General features: G+C 45.7%; 17 protein-coding genes. 7 read left to right on the top strand and 10 right to left on the bottom strand.

Going from position 1 to position 20419, the window contains the following annotated elements:
* The 3 genes from MKX68_RS19500 to hcp all read right to left on the bottom strand — a co-directional run bounded on the left by MKX68_RS19500 (window position 1) and on the right by hcp (window position 4843).
* Window positions 1-1626 carry a helix-turn-helix domain-containing protein gene (locus MKX68_RS19500; RefSeq protein ID WP_340913794.1) on the bottom strand — a complete coding sequence of 542 codons (1626 nt, stop codon included), beginning with the start codon at window positions 1624-1626 and terminating at the stop codon, window positions 1-3.
* Between the two features lie 223 nt (window positions 1627-1849).
* The gene (locus MKX68_RS19495) at window positions 1850-3259 is read right to left on the bottom strand and encodes a PTS transporter subunit EIIC (RefSeq protein WP_340913792.1); all 1410 of its coding nucleotides are present in this window, start codon (window positions 3257-3259) and stop codon (window positions 1850-1852) included.
* A 291-nt stretch (window positions 3260-3550) separates the two neighbouring features.
* Window positions 3551-4843: a hydroxylamine reductase gene (hcp, locus tag MKX68_RS19490; RefSeq protein ID WP_036617450.1), complete on the bottom strand. Its 1293-nt coding sequence runs from the start codon at window positions 4841-4843 to the stop codon at window positions 3551-3553.
* A 313-nt stretch (window positions 4844-5156) separates the two neighbouring features.
* Here hcp and MKX68_RS19485 point away from each other — a divergent pair, with 313 nt between their 5' ends.
* Entirely contained in the window at window positions 5157-7808 is a 2652-nt protein-coding gene (locus tag MKX68_RS19485) for a cation-translocating P-type ATPase (RefSeq protein WP_338588119.1), read from the top strand.
* Between the two features lie 130 nt (window positions 7809-7938).
* Here the strand turns inward: MKX68_RS19485 and MKX68_RS19480 are convergent, their stop codons facing one another.
* On the bottom strand, window positions 7939-8139 hold the full coding sequence (locus MKX68_RS19480) for a hypothetical protein (protein WP_074096009.1): 201 nt from the start codon (window positions 8137-8139) through the stop codon (window positions 7939-7941).
* A gap of 80 nt (window positions 8140-8219) precedes the next feature.
* Entirely contained in the window at window positions 8220-8603 is a 384-nt protein-coding gene (locus tag MKX68_RS19475) for a VOC family protein (protein WP_340913788.1), read from the bottom strand.
* Between the two features lie 248 nt (window positions 8604-8851).
* Between MKX68_RS19475 and MKX68_RS19470 the strand changes: the two genes are divergently transcribed.
* Entirely contained in the window at window positions 8852-10192 is a 1341-nt protein-coding gene (locus MKX68_RS19470; RefSeq protein WP_340913787.1) for an MFS transporter, read from the top strand.
* 149 nt (window positions 10193-10341) lie between these two features.
* On the opposite strand, the gene MKX68_RS19465 is transcribed toward MKX68_RS19470, so the two are convergent.
* A complete protein-coding gene (locus tag MKX68_RS19465) occupies window positions 10342-10998 on the bottom strand; it encodes a DUF2625 domain-containing protein (protein WP_017687085.1) in 657 nt (218 codons plus the stop codon).
* A 102-nt stretch (window positions 10999-11100) separates the two neighbouring features.
* On the opposite strand from MKX68_RS19465, the gene MKX68_RS19460 reads away from it, so the two are divergent.
* Window positions 11101-12588 (top strand): DUF5123 domain-containing protein, encoded by a 1488-nt coding sequence (locus MKX68_RS19460; RefSeq protein WP_445671085.1) that lies wholly within the window; start codon window positions 11101-11103, stop codon window positions 12586-12588.
* A gap of 134 nt (window positions 12589-12722) precedes the next feature.
* Here the strand turns inward: MKX68_RS19460 and MKX68_RS19455 are convergent, their stop codons facing one another.
* Window positions 12723-13706 carry a sensor domain-containing diguanylate cyclase gene (locus MKX68_RS19455; RefSeq protein ID WP_340913785.1) on the bottom strand — a complete coding sequence of 328 codons (984 nt, stop codon included), beginning with the start codon at window positions 13704-13706 and terminating at the stop codon, window positions 12723-12725.
* A gap of 25 nt (window positions 13707-13731) precedes the next feature.
* Window positions 13732-14538, bottom strand: coding sequence for an alpha/beta fold hydrolase (locus tag MKX68_RS19450; RefSeq protein WP_338588125.1), 807 nt, complete (start codon window positions 14536-14538; stop codon window positions 13732-13734).
* A gap of 219 nt (window positions 14539-14757) precedes the next feature.
* On the opposite strand from MKX68_RS19450, the gene MKX68_RS19445 reads away from it, so the two are divergent.
* Window positions 14758-15972, top strand: coding sequence for an MFS transporter (locus MKX68_RS19445; protein ID WP_340913784.1), 1215 nt, complete (start codon window positions 14758-14760; stop codon window positions 15970-15972).
* Window positions 15965-16528: a TetR/AcrR family transcriptional regulator gene (locus MKX68_RS19440; protein WP_047843882.1), complete on the top strand. Its 564-nt coding sequence runs from the start codon at window positions 15965-15967 to the stop codon at window positions 16526-16528. Before MKX68_RS19445 ends, MKX68_RS19440 begins: the two co-directional genes overlap by 8 nt.
* A gap of 86 nt (window positions 16529-16614) precedes the next feature.
* On the opposite strand, the gene MKX68_RS19435 is transcribed toward MKX68_RS19440, so the two are convergent.
* The gene (locus tag MKX68_RS19435; RefSeq protein ID WP_340913783.1) at window positions 16615-18249 is read right to left on the bottom strand and encodes a DUF1593 domain-containing protein; all 1635 of its coding nucleotides are present in this window, start codon (window positions 18247-18249) and stop codon (window positions 16615-16617) included.
* A 332-nt stretch (window positions 18250-18581) separates the two neighbouring features.
* Between MKX68_RS19435 and MKX68_RS19430 the strand changes: the two genes are divergently transcribed.
* Window positions 18582-19232 (top strand): hypothetical protein, encoded by a 651-nt coding sequence (locus tag MKX68_RS19430; RefSeq protein WP_340913782.1) that lies wholly within the window; start codon window positions 18582-18584, stop codon window positions 19230-19232.
* Between the two features lie 34 nt (window positions 19233-19266).
* Entirely contained in the window at window positions 19267-19824 is a 558-nt protein-coding gene (locus tag MKX68_RS19425) for a DUF1697 domain-containing protein (RefSeq protein WP_340913779.1), read from the top strand.
* A 139-nt stretch (window positions 19825-19963) separates the two neighbouring features.
* Here the strand turns inward: MKX68_RS19425 and MKX68_RS19420 are convergent, their stop codons facing one another.
* Entirely contained in the window at window positions 19964-20407 is a 444-nt protein-coding gene (locus MKX68_RS19420) for an Hsp20/alpha crystallin family protein (RefSeq protein ID WP_133385723.1), read from the bottom strand.
* Window positions 20408-20419: the final 12 nt, after the last annotated feature.

Raw genomic sequence — 20419 nt, 5'->3', positions numbered from 1 at the left:
TTATTGTGCTCTCTCATGAAAAGGTTCCGTAAGATGGCGAACGATCTGATTGAGAATCAGAGTGTGTCCCGTAATTCCGTGGCCGTCTACCCACAGGTGAGTATCTACGTAAAATACCCGATTATTTTTCACAGCCTTCAGGTCATTCCATTGCGGGCTCTCCCATAGTTTCCTCATATTCTCTTCAGCACTGAAGTGCTGCATGATCCGCTTCTCCACAAACAGATAATCGGGATTGGCTTGCGTCAGCAGGTCAAGCGAACAAGGATTAAACCAGGCTGTACCTGAATCGAGTGCGTGCGGCAGTGTTAATCCAAGCTGTTCATATAACAAGTGTGATCCCCCGTGTGAATGCCCACCCAGATATCGATAACCAAACGCTTCTACCCTCAGCAACATGACTGTGGACGCGGATTGGATGATGGGTTGCAACTGTCGCTTAGCTACGCTGACTTCATGTTTCATCTGCTGATGCAGTCTATAAGCCTCATCTTCTTTAAGAAACCAGGCTGCTAATTGATCGAGCATTGGTTCTACATCTTGATGAAGTAAGGTAAGAATCGGTGCAATTGTGCGCAGCTCCCTTTTGACCTCTTCCGTCAATACGTTTCCAATCAACATCTCCGGTTGAACTTGTCGAACAAGTTCTATCTCCACCTCATACTGTGTCACCTCCAGCATCTTCACTCCATGAGCTGTAAATTGTTCACGGTGATGTGGAGACACCAGGATCGGAGTTACCACTACGGCATGGGGAATGACACCCAGATGAATCATAATTTCTGCACAGATTGGAGAAAGTGATACGATCTTGCGTTGCGTCATCGTCTGCCTATATATCTTTGGTGATACGCCAGTCAACTGTTTGAATCGTCGGCTAAAATAATGAGCATCTTCAAATCCAGTCTTTTTGGCAATATCCTGAGAGGTTGCAGCGGTTAATAACAGTTCCTCCTGTGCGCGATAGATCCGGTAGTGGGCCAGATAATCCAGAGGTGGCTTACCATATCGCTCGCTAAATTTGCGTGAATAATGCCATGGACTAATACCAGCGATCTGAGCTAACTGTGTACGTGTAATGACCTGATCATAATGCTGCTGCATATAGTCAATAGAGCGAAGTATACCGTGTTCTGGCTTCAACTCGTTATCCGGCTGTTTCCGATATAGATTACTTAACAACTCATATAACAAATGCTGATTGCCAACCCTTTCTGCACTCTGATCCTGTGTATGCACTTCACTCCAATGCTGAATGATACTTGCCAGACCTCCACCGGACAGTTGCACTTTCTGATACGCCTCTCCTGACGGTAAATGCCATTCGAACTTCTCAGCTTCCCGTCGATCATGCAGCACCGAATATGTATCGAACTGAACATGCCAGCCTGCCAGATCCAGGTTGCCACCTTCAATGACCTCCATTACGGAATTCTCTTCAAGCGCAATTAATTCTCCATAGGAGACGTGAACTCGGTGTCCATTTATATTCCAGATCGCTTTTCCATCAATGATAAATATCAAAGTGTGACTGAAAAAGTGATGCAGCTCGCCTTTTGTTATCCAAGCGTTGCTTAGTGTATTCGTTGACTTCCATTGAGCAATCCATTCCATGTTGTCAGACATAGGTTATCCTTTCAAAGGGATTAGTAATCCAGATTTATAGGTTTCACTATATCAAAATACATGACAACTCCATAACCAACAAGCTATGGCTTGAATAAAATGGTGGACAGCGATTATCATCTCATACTTACATTAATCAGAAAAACACAACAAAAAAGCCCGCACCATTAGGTACAAGCTCTTTCTTCTTTAATGTTATTTCTGTGATACTACGTTTTACGTATTACTCAATGCTAGTTTTCGGTGACCCCTGTCCCGATTTCTGTCCTTTTCCTGCCATCCAATACGTCAGTCCACCAGAGACGCCGAAAGCAATAACCACACCAATGCATGTGTGTAACAGATTCAGGCTACCCTCTTCGATGAAGAGCGGGAGGCTGAGCAAGCTTGGATTCCCCACCATAGCAAATGCCTTGACAGATAACAATCCAAAATACAGCCCACCCGCTGCTCCACCCAGCAATGCCGCATAGAAAGAGGATCTTTTTCTCATGTTGACCGCATACAATGCAGGCTCTACGACTCCCAGGAGTGCTGTTCCAGTAGCCCAGAAAGCCAGTCTTCTGGATGTTGGCTCTTTCGAGCGGATTCCGTTTGCAAGCGCGGCCCCAGCTTGTCCAACAATCGCCACTAACATGGCAGCAATCACCACAGAACCACCATTCATGACCATATCATTAATGATGATGGCAATCAGCCAGTAGTGTAATCCCGTAATTAACATCAGCGAGAAGACTGCTCCCAGTAACATGACTGATACCACTGGAGCATTAGCCACTAGTGAATCCAATGCCTCCGGCAGATATTCATCAACCCAGGTGCCAACTGGACCAAGTATCATCAATACTAGCGGAACAAGAATCAGTAACGTCAGGAATGGGGCAACCATCCCTTTGGAGAATTTTGGACTCCATCGTTCAACAACTCTCTCCAGGTAGGCCGCTGCACAAATCGTTAAAATGACCCAGATGGCCGTAGAGTAAAAAGCAGGCTGGGACACCAGTGGCAAACCCAGGAAATGCACCTCTTTTTCCCCCGACATCAGCATAGTCATCTCTGGATAAAACATGAGTCCGCCAATCGATGCAGCAACATAGATGTTGCTCTTCAACCGATACGCAGTGCTAATTGCTACCAATACGGGCAGTACATAAAATACACTGTCTCCAATGATTCTGAAGATCGTAAAGGTCTGGCTGTCCATCAATGTTGAAGAGTCCGCAGAACTGTACGTATCCATTAACGCAATAATGGCAACTATAATTTTAATAACAGCAGCTCCGAGAATGGCTGGCATCAAGGGCCTGAACACATCGGATACAAAATGTAAGATCGAGAAACTGTTCTTCTTCGTGTGTCCCGCTTCCTGCAACGCTGTCTCTGTTGAATCCCAAGCATCCATACCCAGTAACGTACTGTAGATCAGAGAAGATTCATCTCTTATTGCCAGATGACACTGCTCACCTGTTACCCGAATATTTGCTATAACATCTGCGGAGGCAAGTGCCGACATGTTCAATTGTGTACTGTCCTTCAGTACCAGTGTCGTTGTGTCCTGATCGTGTTCTACGAGCTTGATGTTCTCCTTGCCACCTGCGAGTTTCAACCAATCTTCAATCTGTGTGTCATGCATTATGTACGATCTCCTCATATTACGGTAAACCCGTGTTTTGTGATGTGTTATGATCTAATCTGCCTCTATCTATATACACATTTCCATGAAAAAACTTCAATAGGATAAAAAAACTAATTTCCCTGACATTTCATGTTTATTTATACAAGGTACATTGACCTATGAAGGTCGAAAAAGCAAAAAAGCCTACTCTTATGTAGGCTCTTATCCATCTTTACTTATGAGTCATACTCTTCATACTCACAACCGACATTCACAGTCATCAGATGGCGTTGCACGTAAATATACATCCTATGACAGTGCCAACATCGCGTTCATATCTTCTTCTGCTGTTGTAATTAACTTCAGACCAAACATATCCACGAGTACATCCAAGACACCTTCCGATATGAACTCAGGCGGTTTTGGTCCAATTCGAATGTCCTGAATGCCAAGGCTGAACAGGCCGAGCAGGATCGCAACTGCTTTTTGCTCAAACCAGGACAGGACAATGCTGACAGGCAACTCGTTCACGGTACAGCCAAAAGCATCCGCCAAAGCCATGGCAATTTTCACCGTAGAACCGGAATTATTGCATTGACCCAGGTCGATATAACGCGGTATGCCCGTATCTCCAACCGTACCATAATCCACATCGTTGAAGCGGAACTTGCCACAGGAGGTTGTCAGAATTACAGTATCATTCGGCAAGGATGTCGCGAGTTCACGATAATAGTTACCGCCTTTGCCTGGTGCATCACAGCCTGCGATAACGAAGAAACGACGGATATGGCCGTCTTTCACCGCTTGAATAATCTCGGGCGCAAGCCCAATCACGGTCTCATGATGGTATCCTGTCGTTAAGACTTGCTCCGATTGTACATTAGCCGCAGGTAGTGACAAAGCACGTTCAATCAGAGGTGAGAAGTCATCATCCATAATCTTAGCAACCCCCTCCAGACCCGCCACTTCGTACGAGAAAAAGCGGTCTGCATACGTGCCTTTGATCGGCATGACACAGTTGGTCGTTGCAAGAATTGCACCCGGGAATTGTTCGAAGAGTCTTCTTTGATCATACCAGGCTTTGCCAATATTGCCCTTGAGATGGGCATATTTCTTCAGCGCCGGATAACCGTGCGCAGGCAACATTTCCGAGTGGGTATAGATGTTTATTCCTTTCCCTTCAGTTTGACGAAGCAACTCCTCCAATGCATACAGATTATGTCCCGTCACCACGATGCACTGTCCTTCGATCTGGTTCTGGCTAACCGTAATTGGTTGCGGTACACCAAAGCGGTCCGTGTGTGCACGATCCAGCACGTCCATAATACGGATTGCTGCATTACCTACCTTCATCGCCATCTCCAGATGTTCCTGTACATTAAAATTCGAGTTCGTTAATGTCATATATAATGCCTCATGTGTAATCCGATCCACCTCAGGATCAGAATATCCCAACTGGCGTGCATGTGTCGCATAAGCAGCGATGCCTTTTAACGCAAAAATCATCGTATCCTGCAAACTTGCGATTGTTTCGTTTTTACCGCATACCCCTACCACGGTGCACCCGCCACTCGGCGTCTGTTCGCACTGATAACAAAACATATGGGTTCCCCTCCAAACTTAGATTAAACGCGGTTCGCTATGTAATAGCGTAACAGACCCTGATATGAGCTAGTGTGATGGTGCACACAGTTTCTGATCCAATATCTATATATGGTTCTCCAGACTATCATCCAAACTGACTGGAAATAATAACATTCGAAAAAAGGCATATCTCGGATCATTATGAAAAATACTGTGTACAGCTAAAAACGTATAAATCCATAATCTTAAAAAAATACGGAAATGAAACGATTCTAGATTTTGCCCGTAAGGGTAATACACAGAGAAATCTAATATTCAAGGAGCTGGTCAATTGCAACATTACAGACACAGTGCGGAGGAAACCCTTCAGGATGTACAGAGTTCCTCCAAGGGACTCACGACATCCGAAGCTGCCAAGAGACTTGAAACGGAAGGATATAACGAGTTAAAAGGGAAAGATGCAACACCAGTCTGGAAACTGTTCCTCGAAAATTTTAAAGATCCGATGGTCATTGTGCTGCTAATTGCAGCCGCGGTACAGGTTGTCCTTGGACACCTGATTGAATCGTTGATCATATTCCTGGTTATTTTACTCAACGCGGTAATCAGCGTAGTTCAGACCAAAAAAGCCGAGAGCTCGCTCGACGCGCTGAAACAAATGTCTGCTCCTGAAGCCAAGGTCATTCGTGACGGGCAGAAAAAGACCATTCCAGCGAGGGAACTTGTTCCCGGTGATATTGTTATGCTGGATGCAGGTGATTATGTCCCGGCAGACGGGCGTATCCTGGAATCAGGAAGTTTGAAAATCAACGAAGGCATGCTGACCGGAGAATCCGAAGCTGCGGAGAAACACGCTGATACCATCCCGGATGAAGCTCCAATCGGAGATCGTCGCAATATGGCCTTCAGTGGCTCACTCGTCGTATATGGACGGGGCATGCTTGTCATTACAGGTACGGCTCTCAAAACCGAAATCGGCAAAATTGCCGAACTGATTGAAAATGCCGAAGCCAAGAACACGCCATTACAGCGCAAGTTGGAATCTTTCAGCAAAAAACTGGGCTTTTTCATCCTCGGCTTGTCGATTCTCATCTTTGGCATTGAAGCCGGTCGTGTATGGTTGACCGAAGGTACGGAGAATATCGGACCATCCATCGTAAATGCACTGATGTTTGCCGTAGCAGTTGCGGTTGCTGCCATTCCTGAGGCGCTCTCCTCCATTGTGACTATCGTATTGTCACTCGGAACAAATAAGATGGCCAAACAACATGCGATCATTCGCAGACTGCCTGCCGTGGAGGCGCTCGGTTCTGCCAGTATCATCTGTACAGATAAAACAGGAACACTAACTCAGAATAAGATGACTGTCGTCGATTATTACATTCCCCATGGCACCAAAGACGAATTCCCCGATGATCCCGATCAGTGGTCGGAAGAGGAACGACGTTTGTTACATATTGCGGTGCTCTGCAATGATTCGAATATTAACCAGGAAGGCAAGGAACTGGGTGATCCAACCGAAGTGGCCCTCATTGCCTTCAGCAACCGGGTGAACAAGGACTACAATGAAATCCGTGACCAGTTCCCGCGTGAAGCTGAGCTTCCTTTTGACTCGGATCGAAAGCTCATGAGTACGGTGCATACCTTCGAGGGACAGACGGCTTTGCTGACCAAAGGTGGACCGGATGTGCTGTTCAGTCGCTGTAGCCATGTGTTTATCAACGGTGAAGTTCAGCCCCTCACACCCGAGATTCGCACACAGTTTGAAGAGAAAAATGAGGCCTTCTCCAAACGTGCCTTCCGTGTACTGGCCTATGCGTACAAAAAATTCGATGACAAAAACCAGGTCACCATTGATGACGAGCATGATCTGACACTGGTTGGCCTGACAGCAATGATTGACCCACCGCGTGAAGCGGTATACGGCTCTATTGAAGAGTCCAAAAAAGCGGGCATTCGCACCATCATGATCACCGGAGATCACAAAACGACGGCTCAGGCCATCGGTGTGGATATTGGTCTTGCCGAACCGGATGATCTCGCCATTACCGGAGCCGAACTGGACAAAATGTCCGATGAAGAACTGGATCAACAACTTGAACATATCTCGGTATACGCCAGAGTATCACCTGAGAACAAAATCCGAATCGTGCGTGCATGGCAGCGTAAAGGCAAAGTTGCAGCCATGACCGGAGATGGGGTTAACGACGCGCCTGCGCTGAAACAAGCCGACATCGGTGTAGCGATGGGTAGCGGAACAGATGTCGCCAAGGATGCGGCTGCCATGATTCTGACGGATGATAACTTTGTCTCCATCGTGAATGCGGTCAGTGTTGGGCGGATGGTATTTGATAATATCAAAAAAGCCATCGCATACCTGTTCGCCGGTAACCTCGGTGCCATTATCGCCATTTTGTTTGCCTTGATCGTCGGCTGGGTTAATCCATTTACGGCCCTACAGCTGCTGTTCATCAATCTGGTGAACGACTCCCTGCCTGCCATTGCTTTGGGTACAGAGAAACCCGAGCCGGATGTCATGCGACGCAAACCGCGTGATATTAACGAGGGGATCTTCGCAGGCGGAACCCTGCAAGCTGTAATTACACGTGGTGTCCTGATTGGTGCGGCTGTTATTGTGTCCCAATATATCGGACTTGGCATCTCGGAGGAAATCAGTGTGGCTATGGCCTTCACAACCTTGATTCTGGCACGCAGCCTGCAAACTTTTGCAGCACGTTCCAATACACAAACCATCTTCCAGGTGGGCTTCATGACCAATAAATTCGTGCTTGGCTCCATTCTGGTATGTCTCTGTCTCTATGCAATCACACTGATTCCAGGTGTTCGCAGTGTCTTCGCCATCCCGGATACATTCGGTTGGAATGAGTTCCTGATTGCAGGCGGACTTGCTCTTGCTGCCGTCATTCTGATGGATGTCATCAAGTGGATTCGCAATCGCGGCAAACAAGTTACTGCGGCTTAAGATCTGCAGTTATAACATGCACAAACAGGCGCCCGTTATCGGAGCGCCTGTTTGTTTACATTTTTTCACACATACAAAGAGTACACTTCTCATGCATACTGATGTTTTCTAAGGCATCCTCGCAAAATGGTTAAGCATTAAGTTGGTGTCTATATACCAACCAACAGATGGACAAGATAAGGATACATAATCCCCAGGATACCGAGGGAATGGTCGCCGACCAGTTGAACTTTTCTTTTCCTTTTGAACCATTTGTTAATCCAGATGCTATCAGAGCCACTCCAATAATTAAGCCGATCTGGGCAAACAATAACAAAATTCCTTCTACCATGTAGATAACTCCCTCACATACTACGCTATTAATTTGAACATCATTAGAAATTAATAAGTCCGCTTTCTAACTGTATCTAATTATCCCTGTTTGATGCCAAAAGCGATCCATCGTCCATCAACATCCTCGATCACAAACTCCTTGTTATTATAGTCTGTATGATTGAGGGTACGTACGATGTTCACATCGGCGTTGATCAATTCCTGTTGAAGCTCTTCCTGGTTCTTGGTAATAAAATATGCATCATATCCATACCCATATAATTTTCTGTTGGGAATGACTTTCTGACCATTGCTTTGGGTTAAAATAATCTCGGTAAGATCACGATACAGGCAGATATGAGGTTCCGCGGCATCAAGATATTCGACCACCCGAAAGCCCATCTTTTCTTCATAAAACTGCGCGGTTCGCTTCATATCCAGAGTCGGAAATACGCTGTGGGACATTAATAATAAGTGAGTCATACTGTAGTCTCCTTCAAAATCTCTTCAAAACATGATTATGTAATCCAACCATCATCTTACCCAATTTCAGGGAACTAGTCTATAAATTCCGACTCTACATCACTTAATTTTACTTATACTGCGCAATATACAGTATGACATTATTGCCATATAATAAAATAGAGCGTAAAATGATATATTGCTTTTCATCACATTTTCATCAAAGCTCCATCCGAATTCACATTCATAGATAAGACAGGAATGGTACCGTGAAAGATAAAATTGTCATGCCACTCTGGACATGCTGTTTGTTCATCGTTGTGATGAACACCACCATGTTCAATGTTTCTTTGCCAGTCATTATTCATGATCTGCAGATTACCTCGGACCTGGGGTCTTGGGTCATCTCAAGTTATTCCATTGGTTACGCCCTGTCGACGGTAATTTACAGCCGATTGTCAGACCGTATTCCGGTACGCAAACTGCTAACGGTCGGGCTTCTTATTCTGGGGTTATCTTCGTTGCTCGGATTGTTCGCGCATAACTTCGCGATCCTGTTGCTGACACGCATACTGCAATCTGCGGGTGCAGGAGTTATGGCCGGGCTGGGTCTCGTCATTGCAAGTCGTTACATCCCGGTGGAACGGCGCGGAGCTGCCATCGCTCTCATCTCATCAGGTAGCGCCATGGCTTTTGGACTTGGCCCCATTGTCGGCGGACTCATTAGCGAGTACTGGGGCTGGAACGGACTTTTTGCCATAACGGTGCTTGTCCTGCTCGCCCTGCCTGTATTGCTCTATTTTCTCCCCCGTGAATCCGTCAAAACAGATCAGCCGTTCGATGTTATTGGTGCCATATTAACCGTCATTAATGCCACTACACTTCTGGTCGCGATCACCCAGCAGTCCTGGTTATGGTTTGCCATTGGCGTTATTTCACTTGTTGCACACCTCTTGTATATTCGGAAAGCAAGTCTTCCGTTTGTGAATCCACAAGTATTCCGAACGCCAGGATACACCCGGTTAATCCTTATCGGATTCTGCGTGCTGGTGGTAAATCTGGGCAATCTGTTTTTGATGCCACTTGTGCTTGCTGATCTATATGGACGCTCTTCGCTCGCCATTGGTTTGCTGATTGCTCCCGGAGCTATTGTTGCAGCATTTTGCACCCGCTTCGTCGGACGCTGGATCGACCGTTATGGCAATATGCGATTTATGATCATCGGACACATCCTGCTCGCAGCGGTACTTGCCCTATTCATGCTCGGACTGGATCAATCCGCACTGATCATTACCAGTGGTTATCTCTTTTTCTCACCGGCACTGTCAGCCTCCATGGCTTCACTGAATAATGAAGCGTCACGAGTGCTGCCCAAAGCGCAAATAGGTTCCGGTATGGGCATGTTACAACTGATTCAGTTCTTCGGTGGTTCGGTGTCTGTAGCCGTGTGTGGGCTGCTGCTACACAGCATTCCGGGAGTCTCGGTCGAGGAAGCTTATCATGTGGTGTATGCTTGTCTGTTGCTCGTCTGCGTTGTTTCACTCGGGTTGACCGTCTGGCATAGCAGAGCTTCACGCTCAAGCATTAAACCTGTTACATTGGACAATTGATGTTTAAAGTTCAGAACCAAAAAGGCCCGCACCAAGCGCGAGCCTTTTTTTTAGTTTGGAACAGAAATGCCGTTTTTTCAAAGTGGATCACTCAATGAACTTGAACTTACAGGTTACTTTTCTTATTTCCTCCTACAGCAGCATGCCAACTATTTTCCGTCCAGTGCGAACTTCCAGGCCTCCATTATGCTAATTGGGGCTTTACTGCTGCTCTCGCCGTCACCTTCCTGCGTCCAAAGTGGTGGATAATACGCGAATACTTGCCCTGTCTGTAGTTGAGACATATCTTCCTGCCAGCCTTTCCAGCGAAAGGTCTGATAGAACTGCTCCAGATCACCATTCGCCAGCCAGTTGATGAAACCTGAATATGCCAGTTCTGTCGATTCCCATTCGAGTGTATCCGGTGCAAAATAATAAATGTGTCCCGTGCGGCCATACTTGCCTGTATCCAGTCCGAAGAAACCACCTGCCGCATCATATGCAACGACCATCATACCTTCCAGTACATCTACCCAAGGTTGCTCACTCACACCATTCCAACTGGTGAGACTCCCAGATGTACTGTCACCACCCGCACCAAGCAGCGTGATCCAGCCATGGTCCAGTACAATACCTTCTGTCTCATAAGCAACAGCCCCCAAATAGGATTTGGTGCTTATTTGCAGACGATAGAGAGTATCCTCTCCAGCTTCCTGCTTTGCTGGAACATACACATATGTATTTTGCCCGCTGTCCAGGAGTTCCTTGAGTTCTTCCCATGCGTGATTCTCCCGATCTACTAATTCAGCTATCGTTAATGTATTCATGAGCAGTCTCCTCGCTGATTTTATTAGAGCATATCATGGCTTATTAACCCGTTCAAATCTGCTATAATCTATCTTCAAAGCTAATTTCAAGGGGGAAACGATTTGATTCGCGTAGTTATACTTATAATTCCGATTCTGATGGTGCTTGTATCCGGTTGTCAGAATCATAAATCTTCCATGAAGGAACCCGTTTCGGTTCAAAAGTCTGATCCCCAGGTCATCCATTACGTATCACCCCAAGGAAACGACTCGAATAAAGGAACCATTCAATCTCCGTGGAAAACGTTGCAGCACGCAGCTGACCACGCTTCGCCGGGAAGCACGATTTATGTGCGTGAAGGTGTCTATCATCAGAAAGTCAAAATCACCAGGAGCGGTAATTCTTCCGCTAATCCAACCCTATTTTCAAGTTATCCTCAGGAGCAGGTTATCATTGATGGTAAAGGTTTATCTGTCCGGGGCATTGAAGGGTTGATTGAAATTGAAAATGCCAGTTATATCACGATTCAGAATATCGAAATTCGTAACTTCACGACCACACTTGGGGGCCAAGTTCCAGCCGGGATCTATGTCCACGGAGCAGGTGAGCATATTCAGCTGTTAGGCAACACCATACACGCGATCGCTAGTTACGCAACTCCTGAAGGTCCCGATTTGCGGGGCAGGGATGCCCACGGTATTGCCATTTATGGCACAGAGCACCCTCAAGCATTACGCGATATCATCATCAAGGATAATGAATTATATGATCTTACACTTGGTTCAAGCGAGTCACTCGCAGTCAACGGCAATGTTGATACCTTTGCCATCCAGGACAATATCATCCATGATTCCGACAATATTGGTATTGATCTGATCGGGTACGAGGGTACATCTGAGGATGATACATACGATCAGGCTCGGAACGGCATTGTACGAGGCAACGAAGTATACGATATTACGTCCAATAATAATCCCTCCTACGGTACAGACCTGCCCAATGATACCAACTCGGCCGGTGGCATCTATGTAGATGGTGGGAAAGATCATATCATCGACCAGAACCGGGTATACCGTAGTGACATCGGAATTGAGATTGCCTCAGAGCATGCCGGACGTTCAACCAGCAACATTACTGTGCGTGATAACCTGATTTATTCCAACAGATTGACGGGTATTGCCATGGGAGGTTATGACGAGGAACGAGGAGCTACGGAGGATAGCAAGATTATGTACAATACACTTGTGGGAAATGATACCCTGAATGCAGGCAATGGACAGCTATTCACACAGTCACGGACGAAGAACAATACGTTCATGCGTAACATTCTCGTATCGAGCAGCTCGGAAGTACTGATATACAACGAATACACTAGCAATACCGGCAATGTGTTTGACCATAATGTCTATTACTCACCAGGTGAGCAGGGAGATGCCCTGTGGGTTTGGAAAAATAAAGCCTACTCCGGCATCGCCGCCTACATCAAGGGATCTGGCAATGATGTACACTCCATATATGTGAATCCGGCATTTATGAATGAACCGAGCGAAGATTTCCGTCTTCAGGCGAATTCTCCCGCGAAAGCGTATGGCTACCTTGCTCCGCGGTAAAGTTAATCTGATGTTACTCAAGTGGAATTAGCCCTGTCTATTTTCACACAAATAAAAGGAGCCTGTGCTATGTGGGATCATCTCCCTCACATTGCACAGGCTCCTTTTCGCTTTTTTTTGATGCAAACCAATCCTTAACTTCTTACCATCTGAGCTGCATGTGTCACCCGGTTTCGTCCTCCGGTTTTGGAGGCATACAGGGCGTTGTCCGCTCTTTGGAACAAGGTCTTTTCCGTATCTTCCTCTACTACAGTGGCCGCACCGATACTCACAGTAATGTTATATTCACCCCAGTCGGCTGAAGCAACCTGTGAACGATATCTTTCTGCTATACCGATCGCTTGCTCCTCTTCACAATCTGGAAGAATGATCACAAATTCCTCCCCGCCGTAACGTGCAACCACATCCGTACTTCGCGATATCGATTGCAGCAGCCCTGCCAGATTACCGAGCACCAGATCTCCGATCGGATGTCCGTACGTATCATTAATGCTTTTGAAATGATCAATGTCCACCACCAGAAGGGAGAAATTACGTTGTTTCTGCTGGAACAATATCAAGCTTTCAAGCATTTTTTCCTGGAAAAACCTGCGGTTCTTCAATCCTGTCAACAAGTCGGTGGAGGCCAGTGTCTCCAACTGATCATTCACTTTGATTAACGCCTGCTCTTTAATTTTATATTCCTCATGCAGTCGTTCAAGCTCCTTGTTCGCTTCTTGCGTCGCTTGATACAGCTCCTGTAGCTTCGTTTTGGTATGCAAAATATCCTTCTCATGTTCGATTCGCTTACGCATGACAACAACAACACAATCCACAACGCTTTCCCCGTTACGGGTCTGACGAACACCGTTAAGCAGCACGGGAACAGCCTGCTGATCACGGGTACGGAACGTGAAGTACATCTCGTCCACATGTCCATATAACTGGATATAGGGATAGAAATACGTATGGAAAAACACCTTGTTGCTCACCGACATGGTCGATTCAATATGTTGCCCTATCAGCTCATCACGTTCATAGCCAAGCATCGTAAGAAAAGTTTGATTAATCGACTGGACGACGCCCGAATCAGAGATAGAGAAGTATCCACAGGGAGCCAGATCTAATTGTATATCCATAGAATAACTGCCTTTCTTCCGCGTTTTATGCGCTCGTTAAATAATCCTTAATCATTCGGATGGTTTCTTCCGGTTGACTTAGATGCGGATAGTGTCCCTTGGCCGTCATCTGTTGCAACCTGCTATTCTTCAGATGAGCGTGTAGATAATCCCCTACCTCTACCGGGGCAATGCTGTCATCCGAGCACTGAAGAATCAATGTTGGCACAGTTGCCTGCTCCAGATCAATTCGACAGTCCGATAAAAACGTCACTTCAGCAAATTGTCTCGCAATATGCGGATCTCTGGAGCAGAAGCTTTTCTCCAACTCTTCCGTCAGCTCTTTCCGTTCCGGATTATTCATCACAATGGGTGCCAGATAACTCGCCCATCCAATAAAATTCATCTGCATCATCTCAAGCAATTCATCGATATCATTCCGATCAAAACCTCCATAATAATTCGGCAGATCATTCACGTAACGTGGGGAGGGTCCCAACATAACGATTTGTTTGAAATATATAGGGTTCTGAATCGATGCCAGCATACCAATCATACTGCTAACGGAATGCCCGACAAATATGGTGTCCTTTAGCTCAAGCGCTTCCATAATTTCCAGCACATCCTGAGCGTATCCCTGAAGATTGTTATATTTGACAGCATCATAATAGTTAATTTGAGATTCACCAGATCCAACATAATCAAACAACACCACACGGTAATTCTCCATAAAACCAGGAACAATGTAACGCCACATATCCTGATCACATCCAAAACCATGAGCAAATACAATCGTTTGGCTACCTGAGCCAAGTACTTTAACATTATTTCTTACAAGTACATCAACCGTCATTTCATATCACCTCTCCGAGGTAGTATTCACTTGAATCATTTTATCTGATTATTATATCGGAAAATGTTGGGATATGGATTAAAAATGTTTAATTACTTCTCTCATCCACCAAAAAGTCATGAACCCCTGCTCTGAAAACACGCTTTACAATCTGACCATCGTCAGGTAAAATCAGTTCAACATGTCGCGCGACAAAGATCAACATTACGGAGGAAAACCATGAGTACTTCAACACATAGCTCTATACCTCAGCAACTCTGGGGAAGATCATTCCTATTTATCATGTTAGCCAACGCATTATTGTTTATGGCATTTGAAATGTTGCTTCCCACCTTGCCTTTGTTTGTCTCAAGCCTTGGTGGCGAAGCCTCCCAAATTGGGCTTGTTACCGGCGTATTTATGTTTTCTGCCATCTTGATTCGACCCTTCACATCTGTCTTGGCAGCTCGAATAGATAAAAAATATCTATTGATTATCGGTATCACTATCTGTGCATTAATGACAGGCGCATACTACCTTTCGTCAGGTATTTGGATGATTCTTGTATTCCGAGTAATCCACGGATTCGGATTTGGTTTGGCAACAACATATTTTGCAACGATTGCCACTGAAAACATACCAAGAGATCGCCGGGGAGAAGGCATGGGATATTTCGGCGTAGGGGAAACGGTCGCCATATCCATCGGTCCATTGATTGGAACAAGCCTGTTGTTTAGGTACGACTACCAGAGCCTGTTTATGGGAGGTATGTGCATTTTGCTGTTAGCTCTCCTGATGACAGTGTTTGTATCCAGAAAGCCGAAAACAGGAGGTAGTAGCGAGTCTATGCAAACTCATGTCCCTTCGGTGAAACTGATTGAAAAGAAGGTACTCTTCCCTTCCCTTCTCATTATGTTCGTTGGTATTGCAGCGGGTTCAATCATGTCCTTTGTGGCTTTATTCGCCGCCGAAAGAGGGTTCGAGAATATAGCCTGGTTTTTCTTCATCGTCGCCATCGCCAGCTTCGCCGTTCGACTGTTCTCGGGGAAAATGTTTGATCGATGGGGACCAGGTTCCGTGTTGTTACCTTCTGCCGTGTTTGCAATCGCGGGGCTACTGGTTCTGATTATCGCCCAGAGTGATGTGCAATTCCTGATCGCCGGCGCGTTATACGGCTTTGGTTTTGGTGCCATATTCCCGGCGATTCAGACCTGGTGTGTGAATCTTGTTGAAGAACATGAGCATGAAAATGCGATGGCTTCCTTCTTTAATTTTTTTGACCTCGGGATTGGCGGTGGCTCGTTGATCCTGGGCGTGGTGGCTTCTGCATTTTCCTATACGGTGGTGTATGCTATCTCTATAGGCATTTTTGTGGTATATATCTTGTTATATTTGGTATACTCCCAAAAACAGCAGAGGTATTCAGCTCGCCAACTGGAGGTAGACATTGAGTAAAAAACGAATCAAGGAAATTGCCATTCAACATTTTAATCGTCTGGGTTACGAGGGGACCAAGATGGCGCAGATCGCCGAAGAGGCAGGTATTCGCAAGCAATCCCTTGCTTATCACTATTCATCCAAAAAAGCATTATTGCTGGAGTTATATGAGGAAGTTGTGCAGGAGGAACAACAATTTGTACGCCAATTTTTCAGCGAATCTGTTACCCAAACTCTGGATCAGCAGTTATATGCCTTTTTGCATGAACACAAAAATCGCTTTCTGACTCATCCAAACGTTGCTTTTATGTATATCCTGTCCTTTATCACACCGCTGGAGGTGCATGATTTTGTGCTGGCCCAGTATCGAACGTACCTCGGGACACTGAAGGAAGAGCTGGCAGCCGTATTTACCAGACATTCCGATATACGCCTGAGTCCGGAAGAAGCCACCGTAGCTTTTGTCACCGTGATGGATGGATTGGATGTACAGCTCGTGTATGAGACACGGCAATCCTATGAACAAGCCTTGGCGATCACCTGGAATGTCTTCTGGTCAGGCATCCAGCGTTAAAGGATCAATTACGATCAGACTACACAAATAAGAGGGGGCGTCCTGCCAGCCATGTTGATGACTTTTGGGACTTCCCCTCTATTTCTTTATTTCACGGTTAGGATCACACGTTGATAATGCTTCAACTGATGCTCTCCATCATCCTGTACTTCGGCAACGATATGAAGGGTATCTCCCGATTTGGCATCGTCAGGAACGGTAAATGTCACCGCTTCGGTGTCACTGCCCTGCAATTTTATTGTATCCACCTGCTCATCTTTGGCAAGTTCACGATGTAATCCAAGCTGCAGATCACCCGCCATTTCAGGCTGAACTTTGTTCGGTGTTACTTTGGAATCCTCATACGTGTCCGCTTCGAAATATCTCCACCACGTATACGTCAGTTGATCTCCATCCGGGTCTGTGCCTTCCGCATGAAGAGTAACTTCCTCCCCGGGACTAACACTTAGATCCAGCCCTTCCTTAATCGTTAATGAGGGATTATGGTTGGCACCTTCGTAAGTGTCTGCAACTGCCCAGTCTGCACGTGCTGCAAAATCATCCTGAATATCGTCAAACCATCTCATCAGAGAGTATTCGGCTTCATAGCGTTTGGTGTACGGATCGTAATCAAGCACATTGTTTCTAAACAGCTTTTCGTTCACAACGCCAAAGCGTCCACCCCAACCGCCGTAGGAAGGGTCTTCCATACTACGCAGCCCATTATCGATCAGATAAAAGAAGGAAGGAGAGTCACCCTCAGATATAAAATCGTACTTGTCATATTGTGGATTGTTCTTCAGATATTCAGCACTTCCCCGTTGTTCTTCGGCCAGTTCGCCCTCGATCATTTTGCCATCACCCATCGATGCATACATATCCATCAGCTTGCCATGTCCGTTCAGGATATTCTTGACCATCCAGTCTCCATGAAGTTTACTGTTCACTTCTTCGGCATGCATCTTCCATGCATAGGCAAAATGCCAGAAGTTTGATTGGTCGTTGAGAATGCGGATATCCGGCCAATTCTTCGCAATGTATTCGTTGTAGCTGTCATCCTGATCGAGGATGATGTAGAGGACCAGTTTGTCGCTGACTTTTTTGCGAATCGTATCCCACTCAGCTGTGTCCTTGTACTGTTCCTCAATCGATTTCAGCGCTCTGGCTGTGGTATTGGTGCCACCCCATGTCTGAACAATCAGATCCCGGGAATCATCGTCGAGGAAAAGAGTTTCGAGGAATTCGGAACCTTCGGTTTCCTTCTCCATCTCCCCTTTATCGGAAATATTACCGATCTTGGTCATCGCTCGAAGCTGTTCCGGCTCCGGGTACCCATCAGCATGTTTGGACAAGTTCGGATAAATCTCACCATAGGCATCGATCATGTCGTAGACCCACTGTGTGCCTGTCCAGCGGAACGGTTGGATTCCCGCTTCCTCGTCTCCGGCATAATGATACACGGAACTGGTCAGTACAATTCCGGCAAGGTCCATCTCATTCGAATACAAGAGGAAACGAATAACCGAGTTCATATCATCCACTTCACCGTCGGTTGTAATCACTGTTCTGCCTTTGGCAGCTTGGTTGTTTGCAGGTTCCTGGGTTTCATTCTCTGTCTGTTCTGTCGCCTGATTTGGTGTGTCACTCGCGGTTTGTGGCGCTTTGGATGCGCATCCACTAATCACCAGGATGATACTGAGACAGCCTGCGGCAAAACCGTTTAACCATTTTCTCTTGTTCATAATGCTCCCCTTTCTTCTGTACAGCATGATGTTAGTTGGGTTGGAATAAGTACGTCCTCTGTTTTTCTATCCTTAATATGGACCGTAGAATGCAAAAAAACCCGAACAACATTATGAATGGAACAAAGTCCACGCATAGTGATGTTCAGGTTTTGCCTGCCCGAAGCAGTAACAATCCTTATTTGAGTGAAAGTATATCATGTCCTCTCATGAATGTAAACGTATTCAAATGTTTTTTTGAATTTATCTTTGATATAGTATAATGCTTATAGCCAAGAATCAAACGAATCGGCCTGTTATTATATCAATGTTATTAGGAGGACTCAGACATCATGCAACAACTGGATGCGGCCTTGAGCCGTTTTGTGGAACAGCAGGATTTATATAATGAAGCTTATGGACTTTTCAAAAATCATGATCTGCGTCCACGCGAACAACATCACCAGCCGGAAGTGGATACACGAATACCTCTTTCTCCAGAACTTCAGTATCTGTACAGTCATTATGAAATGATGGATGCGGATGCGGAAGGTACACTCAAAATGAAAAATGCCGCCGTTGAGATCGGTGATGCAGCGTTGATCTCCTTTGTTGCACCTGAACATCTGCTTCGTCAGCAACTGGGGTTCTGCTGGATTGGCATGAATGAACCTTATGAGGAGTCCTCCAATTGGCCAAAAAATCACGTCGTCATCGCAAACTTTAACGATGATCCGTTAATTGTAGATGTGGAAGCACCAAACTCTCCCGTATATGCCGCTTTTACAGGTGGAGAACCAAACCGTGTTGCTGATTCGCTGTCTGATTTTTTCAGTGCACTAGCTATCCTGATCGAAGCGGCACGGAGCTATGCCGGGGAAGTGAAAGATGAAGAAACCTATGAGACCAAGCCCGAGTATCTGGAGCATGTGGAACCGCTAATGAATGATCTGTTGGGAGAAGAGTATACCGCTCATCTTTTCGAGTATCTGTCCTTTTGTTAAAACGGTGAATTGAAGGAATTGGAGGGGCGCCCATATGATCTATGTGGCTTTGCTACGAGGCATTAATGTAGGCGGGAACAATAAAATGAATATGAAACAGCTGAAAGAAACGTTTGAACAAGCAGGCATGTTGGATGTCGTTACCTATATCAACTCTGGCAATATTATTTTTGCCGATCATCAGGAACGTGCCAATGCGAATGTGGAGATATCCCATGTTTTAGAACAGGCCATCGCCGCCGATTTTGGCTTACAGATTAGGGTAATGGTGCGGAATATGGATGAAATCCAACGCGTTATTGAAGCACTCCCGGAAGAATGGGTTAATGATGATACAGCCAAAAGTGATGTGATGTTCCTCTGGGATGAGATCAATGAACCCTCCGTGCTGGATCAACTGCCCATCAAACCGGAAATCGGCACACTGATCTATGTTCCCGGAGCCATTTTGTATTCAGTCAGCAGAGAGGATGCATCCAAAAGTGGCATGAACAAGCTTGTGGGTTCCAAAATCTATGCTTATATGACAGTAAGAAATGTGAATACCACACGTAAGATATATGCCCTGATGCAAGCAGCAGCAGAGAAATAAATTGGACCAGCAAAATGGATATTCAGTTATGTCTCATTTCGTCCAATTCATATGAAAAATAAAGCATGCAGAAAACATCCTTATGGATGTCTCCTGCATGCTTTTTGCCAGCTTAGGGAACAAATCTTTTCTCTGTATATTAGTTAATCTGAATTCGTCTGCGAGATTGATCATCCCCAGGACGTTTCGGAATTTCAAGCTTCAGCACACCATCTTCCAATCTGGCCTTAATGTTCTCCTCATCAATATGATCCACATAGAAACGCCGGATAAATTCACCTGAACGACGCTCCTGCCGAATGATCCGATTGGAGTCATCCTTCTGTTCAACCATGTCATGGCGTTTGGCACGAATGATCAATTCTTTACCTTCAACCTGAATGTCTATATTCTCTTTGGCAATGCCCGGAAGCTCGGCTTCTACCCAGTATTTGTCTTCTTCCTCACGAATGTCGGTCCGGAATGGCTGGGAGCCAGTTCCAAAAGGGGAGAGGAATGAGTTCTCAACCATGTCATTGAAGGATTTCAACATGTGTCCGAACGGGTCTTCATTTCGTTTACGAAACGGAATCAGATCAAACATGAAAATCAGCTC

Source organism: Paenibacillus sp. FSL M8-0212 (genome assembly GCF_038004645.1).
Lineage (GTDB): Bacteria > Bacillota > Bacilli > Paenibacillales > Paenibacillaceae > Paenibacillus.
This window is presented reverse-complemented; position numbering and strand designations above follow the sequence as displayed.